The 14,804-nt window shown below is 71.7% G+C and carries 14 protein-coding genes; all 14 read left to right on the forward strand.

Translation table 11 applies throughout. The features are described 5' to 3' along the window. Positions 1 to 91 precede the first annotated feature (91 nt). The 14 genes from OG389_RS24630 to OG389_RS24695 all read left to right on the forward strand — a co-directional run bounded on the left by OG389_RS24630 (position 92) and on the right by OG389_RS24695 (position 14,765). Positions 92 to 1,027 (forward strand): GNAT family N-acetyltransferase, encoded by a 936-nt coding sequence (locus OG389_RS24630; RefSeq protein ID WP_328300621.1) that lies wholly within the window; start codon positions 92 to 94, stop codon positions 1,025 to 1,027. 109 nt (positions 1,028 to 1,136) lie between these two features. After that, on the forward strand, positions 1,137 to 2,768 hold the full coding sequence (locus tag OG389_RS24635) for a peptide ABC transporter substrate-binding protein (protein ID WP_328300623.1): 1,632 nt from the start codon (positions 1,137 to 1,139) through the stop codon (positions 2,766 to 2,768). 30 nt (positions 2,769 to 2,798) lie between these two features. Beyond that, complete coding sequence (locus tag OG389_RS24640) at positions 2,799 to 3,722, forward strand: ABC transporter permease (protein WP_328300624.1); 924 nt, start codon at positions 2,799 to 2,801, stop codon at positions 3,720 to 3,722. Then, the gene (locus OG389_RS24645; RefSeq protein WP_328300625.1) at positions 3,715 to 4,716 is read left to right on the forward strand and encodes an ABC transporter permease; all 1,002 of its coding nucleotides are present in this window, start codon (positions 3,715 to 3,717) and stop codon (positions 4,714 to 4,716) included. The genes OG389_RS24640 and OG389_RS24645 overlap by 8 nt, the downstream gene beginning before the upstream one ends. A gap of 12 nt (positions 4,717 to 4,728) precedes the next feature. Further along, positions 4,729 to 5,703 (forward strand): ABC transporter ATP-binding protein, encoded by a 975-nt coding sequence (locus tag OG389_RS24650; RefSeq protein ID WP_328300626.1) that lies wholly within the window; start codon positions 4,729 to 4,731, stop codon positions 5,701 to 5,703. Continuing rightward, the gene (locus tag OG389_RS24655; protein ID WP_328300627.1) at positions 5,696 to 6,775 is read left to right on the forward strand and encodes an ABC transporter ATP-binding protein; all 1,080 of its coding nucleotides are present in this window, start codon (positions 5,696 to 5,698) and stop codon (positions 6,773 to 6,775) included. The genes OG389_RS24650 and OG389_RS24655 overlap by 8 nt, the downstream gene beginning before the upstream one ends. 359 nt (positions 6,776 to 7,134) lie before the next feature. Continuing rightward, positions 7,135 to 7,329, forward strand: a complete 195-nt coding sequence (locus OG389_RS24660; protein ID WP_328300628.1) for a hypothetical protein — start codon at positions 7,135 to 7,137, stop codon at positions 7,327 to 7,329. Positions 7,330 to 7,411: 82 nt separating this feature from the next. Beyond that, complete coding sequence (gene mshB / locus OG389_RS24665) at positions 7,412 to 8,320, forward strand: N-acetyl-1-D-myo-inositol-2-amino-2-deoxy-alpha-D-glucopyranoside deacetylase (protein ID WP_328300629.1); 909 nt, start codon at positions 7,412 to 7,414, stop codon at positions 8,318 to 8,320. Beyond that, positions 8,317 to 8,700: a DUF6113 family protein gene (locus OG389_RS24670; protein ID WP_328300630.1), complete on the forward strand. Its 384-nt coding sequence runs from the start codon at positions 8,317 to 8,319 to the stop codon at positions 8,698 to 8,700. The genes mshB and OG389_RS24670 overlap by 4 nt, the downstream gene beginning before the upstream one ends. 248 nt (positions 8,701 to 8,948) lie before the next feature. Further along, positions 8,949 to 11,087: a hypothetical protein gene (locus OG389_RS24675; RefSeq protein WP_443059332.1), complete on the forward strand. Its 2,139-nt coding sequence runs from the start codon at positions 8,949 to 8,951 to the stop codon at positions 11,085 to 11,087. A gap of 141 nt (positions 11,088 to 11,228) precedes the next feature. Next, positions 11,229 to 12,191 (forward strand): ABC transporter ATP-binding protein, encoded by a 963-nt coding sequence (locus tag OG389_RS24680; protein ID WP_328300632.1) that lies wholly within the window; start codon positions 11,229 to 11,231, stop codon positions 12,189 to 12,191. A gap of 8 nt (positions 12,192 to 12,199) precedes the next feature. After that, on the forward strand, positions 12,200 to 12,952 hold the full coding sequence (locus OG389_RS24685) for an ABC transporter permease (RefSeq protein WP_328304061.1): 753 nt from the start codon (positions 12,200 to 12,202) through the stop codon (positions 12,950 to 12,952). 5 nt (positions 12,953 to 12,957) lie between these two features. After that, entirely contained in the window at positions 12,958 to 14,151 is a 1,194-nt protein-coding gene (locus tag OG389_RS24690; RefSeq protein ID WP_328300633.1) for a sensor histidine kinase, read from the forward strand. After that, a complete protein-coding gene (locus OG389_RS24695; RefSeq protein ID WP_328300634.1) occupies positions 14,148 to 14,765 on the forward strand; it encodes a response regulator transcription factor in 618 nt (205 codons plus the stop codon). Before OG389_RS24690 ends, OG389_RS24695 begins: the two co-directional genes overlap by 4 nt. Positions 14,766 to 14,804 lie beyond the last annotated feature (39 nt).

The raw sequence follows: 14,804 nt of genomic DNA on the forward strand, positions 1-14,804 counted from the left end.
TACCGGATCTCTCCGGCACCGGGCGCCTTCGCGTCCGCCGGCGGCACAAAGCCGGTTGCGGCCCCGCCCGGTGCCGTCCCAGAGTGGTCCGATGAGCGACCTCCTGACCGTACGTCCCGCCGGGCCCTCGGACGCCGGTGACATCTGCGGTCTCCTCAACGCCGTCGACCTCATCGAGATCGGCCGCCCCGAGACCGACCTCGCCGCCGTCGAGGCCGACCTGCACCATCCCGACGTCGATCTCGCACGGGACTCCTGGCTCGCCTTCGAGGGCGGCCGGCTCGTCGCTTACGCCCTGGTGTGGGCCGACTCGGGCCCCGGCCGCGTCGACTCCGAGCACTACGTCCTGCCCGGCCACCGCACGGCCGCCGTCCGGTTGCTGGAGCGGATGGAGATCCGGGCCCGCGAGCTCGCCGCCGGCGCGCCCGGCGCCTGGCTGCGACTCCAGCTCAACGTCGAGCCCACCCTCGACGCCGACCTGCTGCCCGGCCGCGGCTACCGGACCGTGCGCCGCTACCAGGTGATGACCCGCACCCTGGAGCCGGACCGGGCGGCGCCGGCCCCGCCCGCCGGGCTGACCCTGCGCCCCTGCGACGGGGACGAGGCCGAGCGCCGCCGCGCCCACGCCCTGATCGAGGAGAGCTTCGCCGAGCACTTCGGCCACGTGGAGCGCCCCTACGGGCCCTGGCTGGACCACATCGACGGCCGCGGCCTCGACTGGTCACTGGTGTGGATCGCGAGCCTGCCCGCGCTGGGCGACGTAGGGGTCCTGCTGACCCGCGACGACCGCACCAGCATGGGATGGCTCAGCCACCTCGGCGTCGTCAGGGCCGCGCGCGGCCGGGGGGTCGGCGGTTTCCTGCTGCGCCACGGGTTCGCCGCCTACGCGGCGCGCGGCCGCTCCACGGTGGGCCTCGGCGTGGACACGGCCAACGTAACCGGCGCACTCGCGCTGTACGAGGCGCACGGCATGACGATGCACTACGCGGTGAACACCTGGGAGGTCGCTTTGCACTCGCAGGGGTGACAGGCGGGGGACGCGAGGGTGCAATCGGTCCAACCAGGAGTGTGCGGGACCCCACATAGGGTGACATTGGGCCCTAAGTGAGTCTTGGGATCCCAGTAGGAGGCACTCCATGCGCGGAGCCACCCACGCCAAGTGGGCCGCATGCGCGGCGGCCGTCGTCCTGGCGGCGACGGCCTGCGGCGGCGGCGGAAGCGACAGCGGCGGGGGCGGTGGCGAGGGAATCATCAGTTCCTCGTGGGGTGACCCGCAGAACCCGCTGGAGCCCGCCAACACCAACGAGGTCCAGGGCGGCAAGGTCCTCGACATGCTCTTCCGGGGTCTGAAGCGGTACGACCCGAAGACCGGCGAGGCCAACAACATGCTCGCCGAGAAGATCGAGACCACCGACAGCCAGAACTTCACGATCACGCTGAAGGACGGCTGGAAGTTCAGCAACGACGAGCCGGTCACCGCCCAGTCGTTCGTGGACGCCTGGAACTACGGCGCGGACGTCAGCAAGAAGCAGAACAACTCGCCGTTCTTCTCCGACATCGTCGGCTACGCGGACGTGCACCCCGCGTCGGGCGACCCCAAGTCCAAGACGATGTCCGGCCTGGTCGTCAAGGACCCCAAGACCTTCACGGTCGCGCTCAAGGAGAAGTTCTCCACCTGGCCCGAGACCCTCGGCTACCAGGCGTTCTCCCCGCTGCCCAAGTCCTTCTTCACCGACCACGAGGGCTGGCTGAAGAAGCCCGTCGGCAACGGCCCGTACACGGTGGACTCGTACACCAAGGGCACCGGCATGAAGCTGCGCAAGTGGGACGGCTACACGGGCGAGGACAAGGCGGTCAACGGCGGCGTGGACCTGAAGGTCTACACCGACAACAACACCGCCTACACCGACCTGATCTCCGGCAACCTCGACCTCGTCGACGACATCCCGGCGCAGCAGCTCAAGAACGTCAAGAACGACCTGGGCGACCGCTACATCAACCAGCCGGCCCTGATCATCCAGACCCTCACCTTCCCGCTCTACGACCCCCAGTGGAGCAAGGAGGGCATGGAGAAGGTCCGCATCGGCATCTCGATGGCGATCAACCGCGACGAGATCACCAAGCAGATCTTCAAGGAGACCCGCACCCCGGCCAAGGACTGGACCTCCCCGGCCCTCGGAGACAAGGGCGGCTTCTCCACCACCGCCTGCGGCGAGGCCTGCTCCTTCAACCCCGCCGAGGCCAAGAAGCTCATCCAGTCGGGCGGCGGACTGCCCGGCGGCAAGGTCACGCTGACGTCCAACGTGGACACCGGCTCGCACCGTGAGTGGATGGACGCCGTCTGCAACAGCATCAACAACGCACTGGGCGAAGGACCGGTCTGCACGGTCAACCCGATCGGCACGTTCGCGGACTTCCGCAACCAGCAGAGCTCCTTCAAGCTGACCGGCCCCTTCCGGTCCGGCTGGCAGGCCGACTACCCGCTGATCCAGAACTTCCTGGAGCCGCTGTACTACACCGGCGCCTCCTCGAACTACGGCAAGTTCAGCAACCCGGAGTTCGACAGGCTCGTCGACGAGGCCAACCGGGAGAGCGACGCGGCCAAGGCGACGGCCAAGTTCCGGGAGGCGGAGAAGATCCTCGCCGCCCAGATGCCGTCGATCCCGCTCTGGTACCAGAACGGCAGCGCCGGCCACTCGGAGCGGATCTCCGACGTGGCGCTCAACCAGTTCAGCGTGCCCGTCTACGACCAGATCAAGGTCAGCTGACCCGCCTACGGATCGATCCTGGAGCAGTCCATGGGACGTTATGTGATCCGGCGACTGCTCCAGATGATCCCCGTGTTCATCGGCAGCACGTTCCTGATCTTCTTCATGGTGTACGCGCTCGGTGACCCGGTCGCCGCCCTCTTCGGCGACAAGGCCCCCGACCCCGCCACCGCCGCCCGCATCCGCAAGGACCTCTACCTCGACCGCCCGCTGTGGGAGCAGTACCTGCACTACATGGGCCAGATCTTCCAGGGCGACTTCGGCACGGCCTTCAACGGCCAGAAGGTCACCGAGCTCATGGCCACCGCCTTCCCGGTGACGCTGCGCCTGACCATCGTCGCGATCGTCATCGAGATCGTCGTCGGCATCACCCTCGGCGTGATCAGCGGCCTGCACCGCGGCAAGTCCGTCGACACCAGCCTGCTGGTGCTCACCCTGGTCGTGATCTCGGTGCCGACCTTCGTGACGGGCTACCTGCTGCAGTTCGTCCTCGGCGTCAAATGGGGCTGGGTACGGCCCACGGTCTCCCCGGACGCCCCCTTCAACGAACTGATCCTGCCCGGCATCGTCCTCGCACTGGTCTCCCTCGCCTACGTCACCCGGCTCAGCCGGACCTCGATCGCCGAGAACGTCAAGGCCGACTACGTCCGCACCGCCGTCGCCAAAGGCCTGCCCCGGCGCCGGGTCATCACCCGCCACCTGCTGCGCAACTCGCTGATCCCCGTCGTCACCTTCATCGGCACCGACATCGGCGCCCTGATGGGCGGCGCCATCGTCACCGAGCGGATCTTCAACATCCACGGCGTCGGCTACCAGCTCTACCAGGGCATCCTGCGCAACAACTCCCCGACGGTGGTCGGCTTCGTGACCATCCTCGTCATCGTCTTCCTGCTGGCGAACCTGCTCGTCGACCTGCTCTACGCGGTCCTGGACCCGAGGATCCGTTATGCCTGAGCCCGAGCGACCCGCCTTCGATCCACTGAGCCCCGCCGCCCACGAGTCCATCGCCCCCACCGGCCAGGGAGGGGCCATGGATCTCGCCCTGGAGGAGGCCGAGAGCCTGGAGAAGGAGCTCGGGGGAGGACCCGCGGGACCGCAGGAGAAGGCGCGGTCGCTGTGGTCCGACGCCTGGCACCAGCTGCGCCGCAACCCCGTCTTCATCGTCAGCAGCCTGCTGATCCTCTTCCTGGTCGTCATCGCGATCTGGCCCCAGCTCATCGCGAGCGGCGACCCCCTCAAGTGCGACCTGTCCAAATCGCAGCAGGGCTCCTCCCCGGGCCACCCCTTCGGCTACGACACCCAGGGCTGCGACGTGTACACCCGTACCGTCTACGGGGCCCGCGCTTCCATCACCGTGGGCGTCTGCGCCACCCTCGGGGCGGCCCTCCTCGGCTCGGCGCTCGGCGGACTCGCCGGGTTCTTCGGCGGCTGGGCCGACTCGCTGCTCTCCCGGGTCGCCGACATCTTCTTCGGCATCCCCGTGGTCCTCGGCGGCCTGGTCTTCCTGTCCGTGGTCACCAGCACCACCGTCTGGCCCGTCGTCGGCTTCATCGTGCTGCTCGGCTGGCCGCAACTGGCCCGCATCGCCCGCGGCTCGGTCATCACCGCCAAACAGAACGACTACGTCCAGGCCGCCCGGGCGCTCGGCGCCGGCAACGGCCGGATGCTGCTGCGGCACGTGGCGCCCAACGCGATCGCGCCCGTCATCGTCGTCGCCACCATCGCCCTGGGCACGTACATCGCCCTGGAGGCGACCCTGTCCTTCCTCGGCGTGGGCCTGCGCCCGCCGACCGTCTCCTGGGGCATCGACATCTCCAACGCCGCCTCCCAGATCCGCAACGCCCCGCACATGCTGCTCTATCCGGCCGGCGCGCTCAGCGTGACCGTGCTCGCGTTCATCATGCTCGGCGACGCGGTGCGCGACGCCCTCGACCCCAAGCTGCGCTGAGGAGCCCCGTACATGCTGCTCGAAGTGCGCGATCTGCACGTGGAATTCAAGACGCGGGACGGAGTCGCGAAGGCCGTCAACGGAGTCAACTACTCGGTGGCCGAGGGCGAGACCCTCGCCGTGCTCGGCGAGTCCGGCTCGGGCAAGTCGGTCACCGCGCAAGCCGTCATGGGCATCCTCGACATGCCGCCGGGCCGCATCGCGGGCGGCGAGATCCTCTTCAAGGGCCAGGACCTGCTGAAGATGAAGGAGGAGGAGCGCCGGAAGATCCGCGGGGCCGGGATGGCCATGATCTTCCAGGACGCGCTGTCCTCCCTCAACCCCGTACTGAGCGTGGGCGCACAGCTCGGCGAGATGTACGAGGTCCACCGCGGGATGTCCCGCAAGGAGGCCCGGGCCAAAGCGGTCGAGCTGATGGACCGGGTGAAGATCCCGGCGGCGAAGGAGCGGGTGGGGGACTACCCGCACCAGTTCTCCGGCGGCATGCGCCAGCGCATCATGATCGCCATGGCCATGGCGCTCGAGCCCTCGCTCATCATCGCCGACGAGCCGACCACGGCCCTGGACGTCACCGTCCAGGCCCAGGTCATGGACCTCCTCGCCGAGCTCCAGCGCGAGCTCAACATGGGTCTGATCCTGATCACCCACGACCTCGGCGTCGTCGCCGACGTGGCCGACAAGATCGCCGTCATGTACGCCGGCCGGATCGTGGAGTCCGCACCCGTCCACGAGATCTACCGGAACCCGGCCCACCCCTACACCCGCGGCCTGCTCGACTCGATCCCGCGCCTGGACCAGAAGGGCCAGGAGCTGTACGCCATCAAGGGCCTGCCGCCCAACCTGCTGGCCATCCCGCCGGGCTGCGCCTTCAACCCGCGCTGCCCGATGGCCCGGGACGTCTGCCGCACCGACGTACCGCCGCTGGCCGAGGTCGGACCGGACCGCGCCAGCGCCTGCTTCTTCTGGAAGGAGTGCCTCGGTGGCTGAGTCCATCCTGGAGGTCAGGGACCTGGTCAAGCACTACCCGCTGACCCAGGGCATCCTCTTCAAGAAGCAGGTCGGCGCCGTCAGGGCCGTCGACGGGGTCTCCTTCGACCTGCGGGCCGGCGAGACCCTCGGCATCGTCGGGGAGTCGGGCTGCGGCAAGTCCACCGTGGCCAAGATGCTGGTCAACCTGGAACGCCCCACGGCGGGGGCCATCAGGTACAAGGGCGAGGACCTCGCCAGACTGTCCGGCAAGGCCCTCAAGTCCGTCCGCCGCAACATCCAGATGGTGTTCCAGGACCCGTACACCTCGCTGAACCCGCGGATGACGGTCGGCGACATCATCGGCGAGCCCTACGAGATCCACCCCGAGGTGGCTCCGAAGGGCGACCGGCGCCGCAAGGTCCAGGAGCTCCTGGACGTGGTCGGTCTCAACCCGGAGTACATCAACCGGTACCCGCACCAGTTCTCCGGCGGCCAGCGCCAGCGCATCGGCATCGCCCGCGGCCTCGCCCTCCAGCCCGAGATCATCGTGGCCGACGAGCCGGTCTCCGCGCTCGACGTCTCCGTCCAGGCCCAGGTGGTCAACCTCCTGGAGCGCCTCCAGAACGAGTTCAACCTCTCCTACGTGTTCATCGCGCACGACCTCTCCATCGTCCGGCACATCTCCGACCGGGTCGGTGTCATGTACCTGGGCCGGATCGTCGAGATCGGCACCGACACGCAGATCTACGACCACCCCACCCACCCGTACACGCAGGCGCTGCTCTCCGCCGTCCCGGTCCCCGATCCGGCGGCCCGCGCGGGACGGGACCGGATCATCCTCTCCGGCGACGTGCCCTCCCCGGCCAACCCGCCCTCGGGCTGCCGCTTCCGCACCCGCTGCTGGAAGGCCGAGGCCCGCTGCACCACGGAGGTCCCGCTCCTGGAGATCCCGGCCTTCCTGCCGGGCGGCCCGGCCGCCCATCCCTCCGCCTGCCACTTCGCGTCCGAGCGGCAGGTGGTCCCGCCGTCCGACACGCCGCCGCCGACGCCGCCTCCGGCGACACCGCCGGGACCGCTGACCAAGGAGTGAGCTCAGGCCTCTCGCCACCGCTCATTTCTCGCCACAGCTGCGAACGGCATCACAGATCCTCCACAACTCGGTTTACACGCAGGCAACTTGACCGTTTCTGTCCCGAGATCCGGGCCCGGCAACCTGGGGCCCGTGCGGCCGTGCGGGTGCCGACAGCCGGCCGGGGCGGCGTACAGGCTCCCCGGCCGGTACTCCCGTGACCCCGGACATGCGCGGCGTGCGCCCCTCGTGCTGCCGGAATCGATCGATGCGCTGGTACGGATAGTTATGATCCGTAGCGCACGGTGGGTATGACTCTGCCGAGCACCGAGTTGCGAGTACGCGAACCCGATGTCCGCTCGACGTGGAGGTGAAACGCCGTGGCACTATCGATCTCGGCCGTGGTGCTGCTGGCGATCGTCGTGTTCCTGCTGGTCCGGCGCTCGGGCCTGAAAGCGGGTCACGCCGCGGTCTGCGTGCTGCTCGGCTTCTACCTGGCGAGCTCGACCGTGGCTCCGACGCTCTCCCAGCTGACCTCCAACGTGGCGAGCATGATCAGCGGGCTCAAGCTCTAGGGGCCCGACCGGGGCCCGACCGGGGCGCGGCCGGGGCGCGGCCTCGTGGGGCTCGCGGAGCCGGGCCTCGTAGGCTTGCCCCATGAACGGTCTTCCCGCCCGTCGGCTCCTGCTCGTGCACGCGCACCCGGACGACGAGTCCATCAACAACGGCGTCACCATGGCCAAGTACGCGGCCGAGGGCGCCCACGTCGCGCTGGTGACCTGCACCCTCGGCGAGGAGGGTGAGGTCATCCCGCCCGGACTCGCCCACCTCACGGCCGACCACGACGACGCCCTCGGCGCCCACCGCATCGGCGAGCTCACCGCCGCCATGCGCGAACTGGGCGTCGCCGACCACCGCTTCCTCGGCGGCCCCGGCCGCTTCCGGGACTCCGGGATGATGGGCGCCGAGCAGAACCACCGGCCCGGCGCCTTCTGGTCCGCCGACGTGGACGAGGCCGCGGGGTACCTCGTAGAGGTGATCCGCGAACTGCGGCCCCAGGTCCTCGTCACCTACGACCCGGACGGCGGCTACGGCCACCCCGACCACATCCAGGCCCACCGCGTCGCCACCCGCGCCGCCGAACTCGCCGCGGAGCCCGCGTACCGCCGGGACCTGGGCGGGCCGCACACGATCGAGAAGCTCTACTGGAATCGCATCCCGCGCTCGGTCGTCGAGGAGGGCTTCGCCCGGCTGCACGCGGCCGGGGGCGGGGCGCCCTTCCCGGGCACGGCCGAACCGGACGACGTGCCGGGCGTGGTGGCCGACGGACGGATCACCGCCGAGATCGGCGGCGACGAGGCCGCCGACGAGGCCTTCGTGGCCGCCAAGACCGCCGCGATGCGGGCGCACGCGACCCAGATCGCGGTGGACGGCCCCTTCTTCGCGCTCTCCAACGACCTGGCGCAACCGCTGTTCGCCCGCGAGTACTACGAGTTGGCCGCCGGCCGGCCGGGCGCCCCGGCGGGCGAGCGCGAGCGCGACCTCTTCGCGGGGGTGCGGGCATGACCGGCACGTGGACGGCGGGACGGATCGCCGCCGTACTGGGCCTGTTGGTGGCGGGAGTACTGACCGGCACGGCCGGCTGGCTCGTGGTGGACCTGTGGTTCCCGGGCGGGCTGCTGCTCGGGCTCCTCGCCCTCCTCGGGCTGTTCCTCGGTGGCCGGATCGCCCTGGGGACCGGCATCGGGGTGGGGGCGGGCGCCGCCGGCTGGTTCCTCTCCTACGTGATCCTCAGCCTGCCGCGACCGGAGGGCGACTTCCTGCTCAGTTCGTCCGGAATCGGCATGTACGCCTACCTTTTGGGCGGAGTGGTGCTGGCTGTGATGTGCGCCACGATGAGCGGGCCGGGGGACCGGCCGCTTTCGGCCGTCAAGTCCGCCGGGTGACGTGGCGGCGGACACCCGCGACTCCTTGACGAGCGGCCCCGAAGGCGGCCCTGCGGGCCTCCGGGCCCTGCGGTACCGGGGATCGGGGGGTACGCCGAGGGAGCCCGGGAGGGCCCTGAGGAGGGCCGGGAGGAACCCTTCGATGCCGTGAGTCGGGTGCGCTCCGGCGGCGGACAGTATGGTGGACCGGCCGCCGAGCTGCCCGCGCACGGTATGACGGGTGGTGGAGCCGATCGGGAGAACCTGCCTTGAGTCGTGAAACTGACAGTCCGTCCTCCGGGCCCAACGGGCGCGGTGGAGCCGCCTACCCCTCGGGTACGCCGCCGTATGGAACCAGCCAGTATCCGTCCACGACTGTGCCATCCGGGCCGGGCGCGGCTACCACCCCGGAGGAGAGTTCTGTGACCGCACCGCCCGCCAAGCCGTCCACGCCGGATTCCGACGGGCCGAAGACGGAGACCCAGCTGACGACCCGGATCCGGATCAACATCCCGGGTTCGCGGCCGATTCCGCCCGTGGTCGTACGCACGACCGTGCCGGAGCCCGAGGGCGAGCCGGAGTCCGCGGCCGCGTCGGCCCCGGCGCCCGCTCCCGAGCCGGCTCCGGCCGAGGAGACGGCCAGCAACTGGTTCGCGCCCCGCAAGGCCGCCCCGGCGCCGCCGCGCGCCCAGGCCCCGGCGGCGGGAGCCGCACCCGCGGGTCCCGGCGCCCCGCGACAGGACCCGCCCGCGCAGGGCTACGCCCCTCCGGCCGGCCCGCGCCCCGGTGCGCCCGCGGGCCCCGGACCGGGCGGCCCCGGCCCCGCCTCCGGCCGGATGCCCGCCGCCCCGGCTCCGACGCCGCCCGGCGCCCCGCGCTTCGACACCCCCCCGGGGGGCTTCGCCCAGCCCCCGGCGGGCCCGCGCCCCGGTGCGCCGACGGGCCCCGGCCCGGGTGGCACGGGCGCGGGTCCGGGCTTCCCCGCGCCGCCGGCCGGAGCCGCCCGTCCGGGTCCGGGTGTCCCCGCCGGCCCCGGTACCGGCCTCGGACGGGGTCCCGGCGTCGGCGCCAACCCCGGTCCCGGTGCTCCGCAGCCCGGGGCGGGCGCCGCGTACGGCCCCGGCCCCGTGACCCGGGGTCCGGGAGCCGCCGTTCCCCCCAACGCCGCCCGGCCCGGCGGTCCGGCCTTCGGCCCCGGCCAGGACACCCCGACCATGGGCTTCGCGGGCCCCGCGGCCGGCCCGGGCACGCCCGGCTACGGCTCCGGCCCGGCCGGGCCGACCGGCGGGCCCGCGCTGGGGACCGTACCCGTCGGTGATGCGCGCGAGCCCCGCTGGCCCGGCCCCGAGCTGGACACCGCCGGACCGTCGCAGCCGCGGCCGGCGCCCGTCCCCCGGGCCGCGGGGCAGAGCGTGCCCGCCCCGACCGCGCCCTCGGCGAAGTCCAAGGCCCCCTCCCGGCCCGCCAAGAAGGGCCGCAACAAGCTCGTCCTGCTCGGCGGCGCCCTCTTCGGGCTGCTCGGCGTGGCCTACGGAGCCGGTCTGCTCCTGAACCACTCCGACGTCCCCAAGGGCACCACCGTCCTCGGCGTCGAGATCAGCGGTACCCGCGACGAGGCCGTCGCCAAGTTCCAGACCGCCTTCGGCAACCGGGCGGCCGCCCCGCTCCAGCTCACCGTCGGGGGCAAGCCGGTCGAGCTGAAGCCCGAGAAGGCAGGCCTGAGCCTGGACAGCCAGACCACCGTCCGCAACGCGGCGGGCAGCGACTACAACCCCGTCACGGTCATCGGCTCCCTCTTCGGCAGCGAGCGCAAGGCCGAACCCGTCATGCCCACCGACGACGAGAAGCTGCGGGTCGCCCTCCAGGAGCTGGCCGGAACCGCCGGGTCCGTCACCGAGGGCACCATCACCTTCGACACGGGCAAGGCCGTCGCCGTCCCCGGCAAGCCCGGCTCCACGCTCGACGTCGACGGCTCCGTCGGCCTGGTCAACACGGCCTTCCGCGACATGGTCGCCACCGGCAAGGCCGCCCCGGTCGAACTCCCGGTCGCCACCAAGGACCCGGTCGTCGGCAAGGACGAACTGGACCGGGCCATGAAGGAGTTCGCCGAGCCCGCGATGTCGGCGCCCGCCACCGTCAAGGCGGGCGGCAAGTCGCTCCCCTTCGGCGCCAAGTCCCTGCCCAAGATCCTCAGCATGCAGGTCGTGGACGGCCACCTCGTCGAGAAGTACGACCTGGAAGCGCTCAAGACGACCTACGGGAACGCTTTCGACGGCGTCCTCATCACGCGCGGCACCGGCGAGAAGACCGCCGTGACCCCGCAGGACGTCGCCGGAGCCCTCGGCAAGGCCCTGCGCGGCAAGACGACCGCCGAGCGGACCGCGGTCATCGACACCAACGCGAACTGAACCGCGCCCCGGAGCCCCTCCCCGCACGCCGGGGAGGGGCTCCGGCGCATCCGCGTCATGCCCGCCGCATGACATCCGTCATGCGGCTCCCACGACGCGGGACACTGCCGCGCGGACCCCCGTACGGGCGAGTCTTGAGCCATGAAGACGACGACCGCGACGCACTCCAGCGCCGCCACGGAGCCCGGCAGCGGCACCAAGCCCGCCGGCGCGGCCGTGGTGAGCTTCCGAGACGTGACCAAGAACTACGGCCCGGTCCGGGCGGTCGACGAACTCACCCTCGACCTCCACCCCGGCGAGACCGTCGCCCTCCTCGGCCCCAACGGCGCGGGCAAGTCCTCCACCCTCGACCTGCTGCTGGGCCTGCGCCCCGCCGACTCCGGCTCCGTCCAGCTCTTCGGCACCACCCCCCGCGAGGCCATCGCGGCGGGCCGGGTCGGCGCGATGCTGCAGACCGGCGGCCTCATGGAGGACGTGACCGTACGCGAACTGGTCACGCTCACCTGCGCCCTGCACCCCCGCCCCCACCCGGTGGACCAGGTGCTCGGCCTCGCCGGTGTCTCCGACATCGCCGGCCGGATGGTCAACAAGCTCTCCGGCGGCCAGGAGCAGCGCGTGCGCTTCGCCCTCGCGACGGCCGGTCACAACGACCTGATCGTGCTCGACGAGCCGACCACCGGCATGGACGTCACCGCCCGCCAGGCGTTCTGGGCCACCATGCGCGAGCAGGCCGCCCAGGGCCGCACCGTCCTGTTCGCCACGCACTACCTCGAAGAGGCGGACGCGATCGCCGACCGGGTCCTGGTCCTGCAGAAGGGCCGGCTCCTCGCCGACGGCACCGCCGCCGAGATCAAGGCCAGGGCCGGCGCCCGACGGATCGCCTTCGACCTCACCGAGGGGTCGGTGGACGAGCGGGCCCTGCGCGAGCTCCCGCACCTCACCGGCTTCGAGCGGCACGGGGAGACCGTCCGGCTCCAGTCCAGCGACGCCGACGCGACCGTCCACGCCGTGTACGCCCTGGGGGCCTACCCCCGCAACCTGGAGGTCTCGGGTCTGGGCCTGGAACAGGCCTTCATCGCCCTCACCGAGGCCGAGGAGGCCTGAGCGACATGATGAACACCGGAACGACGAAGCTCGTCACGCTCGAAATCACCCGGGCGCTGCGCAACAAGAAGTACATGTTCTTCACCGTCCTCTACCCGGCCGCCCTCTTCCTGATGCTGGGCGGCACGCTGAACGGCTCGACCAAGGTCATGGGCACCGAGCTGCCCCTGCCCGCGTTCTACATGGTGGCGATGGCCTCCTTCGGCGCCCTGACCGCCGTCCTGATGGGCAACAGCGAGCGCATCGCCAAGGAGCGCGAGTCCGGCTGGGTCCGCCAGCTGCGCCTCACCTCGCTGCCCGGCCGCGGCTACGTCATCGCCAAGACCGCGAGCGCCGGCGTGCTCTCGCTCCCCGCCATCCTCGTCGTCTTCGCGGTGGCCGCGGGCGTCAAGGGCGTCCGCTTCGAAGCCTGGCAGTGGCTCGCCCTCACCGGTTCCATCTGGGCCGGCAGCCTGGTCTTCGCCGCTCTCGGCGTCGCGCTGGGCTACCTCGCCAGCGGGGACACCGTCCGCCCCATCACGATGCTCTTCTACTTCAGCCTCTCCATCCTCGGCGGCCTGTGGATGCCCACCACCAACTTCCCGCAGTGGCTGCGCAGCATCTGCGAATGGCTCCCGACCCACGCCTACGCCGGCCTCGGCCACGCCATCGAGCTGGGCGGCGCGCCGCACGCCAAGGACGTCGCCGTCCTCGCCGTGTACTTCGTACTGTTCACTGGTGCCGCCGCCTGGCTGTACCGCAAGGACTCCCTGAAGGCGTGAGAGCCGTGACCAGCAGCCCGGAAGCGTGGGAACCGACGGGGGTGCCGGGCTCGACCCGGGTCGGGGTCCCGCCGGAGAACCGCCGGCAGAAGATCGTGAAGGGGCTGTGGATCGGCCTCTGGCTCTTCTACCTCAGCGCCCCCGTCACCGACCTGATCAGCGGCGGCCACAGCCTGGGAGCCCGGCTCCTCGGTGGCCTGGGCCTCGTCGCCTTCGTCGCGTGGTACCTGATCCTCGTCTTCCGCACCGCCCGGCAGATGGACACCCGCCGGGTCCTGTTCTCCGTGGCGGTGCTCGCCGCCCAGGCCACCGTCCTCTCCCTGGCGCTCGGCCGCGAATGGCTCGTGCTCTTCGTCTACGTGGCCATCTCCTCCGGAGCCGCCCTGCCGGGGGAGTTCTCCCGCTGGACCGTCCCCGGCGCGACCGCCCTGCTGACCGCGACGGCCCTCGCCGTGCCGGACGGCAAGGCCTACCTGGCCGGCCTGCTGATCCCCTCCCTCATGGGCGGGTTCGCCATGGTCGGCATCCGCGCGATGATCCGCACCACCGTCGAACTGCGCCAGGCACGGGCCACGGTGGCGCAGCTCGCGGCCAACGAGGAACGGCTGCGGATGGCCCGGGACCTGCACGACCTGCTGGGCCACTCGCTGTCGCTGATCACGCTCAAGAGCGAGCTCGCCGGGCGGATGCTGCCGGACCAGCCCGAGGCGGCCGCCCGCCAGGTGGCGGACATCGAGCAGGTCAGCCGGCAGGCGCTGGTCGACGTACGGGAGGCCGTGAGCGGCTACCGGCGACCGACGCTGCCGGGCGAACTGGCGGGTGCGCGGACCGCGTTGACGGCGGCCGGAATCCTCGCTGACCTCCCGGCGGACTGCGACGCGCAATTCCCCGAAGAGATCGAATCGGCCCTCGCCTGGGCCCTGCGCGAGGCCGTCACGAACGTGGTCCGGCACAGCGGTGCGAAGCGCTGCACGGTCGGCCTCGCCGCCCGCCAGACCCTGGCGGGCCCGGTGGCCGAACTGACGGTCACCGACGACGGTTCGGCCGGATCCGCCGTGCCCGGCAACGGCCTGACAGGCCTGACGGAACGGCTGGAAGCGGTGGGCGGCACCCTGTCCGCCGGACCGGCCGGTCCGCACGGCAGGGAGAAGGCCGGCTTCCGGCTCCAGGCCCGCATCCCCCTAGGATCGCAGTCATGAGCCCACGCCCGATCCGGATCCTCCTGGCGGAGGACCAGTCCATGGTCCGCGAGGCGCTGGCGGCCCTCCTCGGGCTGGAGCCGGACATCGAGGTGCTGGCCCAAGTCGCCCGCGGGGACGAGGTGGTGGCGGCGGCCCGGGCCCACGACGTCAACGTGGCCCTCCTCGACATCGAGATGCCGGGCATGACCGGCATCGAGGCCGCGGCGGCCCTGCGCTCCGCGCTGCCCTCGCTCCGCATCGTCATCCTGACCACCTTCGGCCGGCCCGGCTACCTGCGCGGGGCCATGGAGGCGGGCGCATCCGCCTTCCTGGTCAAGGACGCGCCGGCCGCGCAACTCGCCGCGGCGGTACGCAAGGTGCTGGCGGGCGAGCGGGTCATCGACCCCAACCTGGCGGCGGCGGCCCTGGCCGAGGGCGCCAACCCGCTGACCGACCGCGAACGGGAGGTGCTGCGCGAGGCGGAGTCGGGCGCGACCAACGCGGAACTGGCCGCCCGCCTCCACCTGTCCCAGGGCACGGTCCGCAACTACCTCTCGACGGCCATCCAGAAACTGGCGGCGCGCAACCGCGCCGAAGCGGTGCGCGTGGCCCGCGAGAAGGGCTGGCTCTGAGCCTCCGCGCCGCCTGGGGCGACACCGGCCGGCCCCGCA

This window comes from Streptomyces sp. NBC_00435 (assembly GCF_036014235.1).
Taxonomy (GTDB): Bacteria; Actinomycetota; Actinomycetes; order Streptomycetales; family Streptomycetaceae; genus Streptomyces.

Coding starts and splice junctions, on each gene's coding strand:
- OG389_RS24630 (WP_328300621.1), top strand. CDS start 92: ATGAGCGACCTCCTGACCGTACGTCCCGCCGGGCCCTCGGACGCCGGT.
- OG389_RS24635 (WP_328300623.1), top strand. CDS start 1,137: ATGCGCGGAGCCACCCACGCCAAGTGGGCCGCATGCGCGGCGGCCGTC.
- OG389_RS24640 (WP_328300624.1), top strand. CDS start 2,799: ATGGGACGTTATGTGATCCGGCGACTGCTCCAGATGATCCCCGTGTTC.
- OG389_RS24645 (WP_328300625.1), top strand. CDS start 3,715: ATGCCTGAGCCCGAGCGACCCGCCTTCGATCCACTGAGCCCCGCCGCC.
- OG389_RS24650 (WP_328300626.1), top strand. CDS start 4,729: ATGCTGCTCGAAGTGCGCGATCTGCACGTGGAATTCAAGACGCGGGAC.
- mshB (WP_328300629.1), top strand. CDS start 7,412: ATGAACGGTCTTCCCGCCCGTCGGCTCCTGCTCGTGCACGCGCACCCG.
- OG389_RS24670 (WP_328300630.1), top strand. CDS start 8,317: ATGACCGGCACGTGGACGGCGGGACGGATCGCCGCCGTACTGGGCCTG.
- OG389_RS24680 (WP_328300632.1), top strand. CDS start 11,229: ATGAAGACGACGACCGCGACGCACTCCAGCGCCGCCACGGAGCCCGGC.
- OG389_RS24685 (WP_328304061.1), top strand. CDS start 12,200: ATGAACACCGGAACGACGAAGCTCGTCACGCTCGAAATCACCCGGGCG.
- OG389_RS24695 (WP_328300634.1), top strand. CDS start 14,148: ATGAGCCCACGCCCGATCCGGATCCTCCTGGCGGAGGACCAGTCCATG.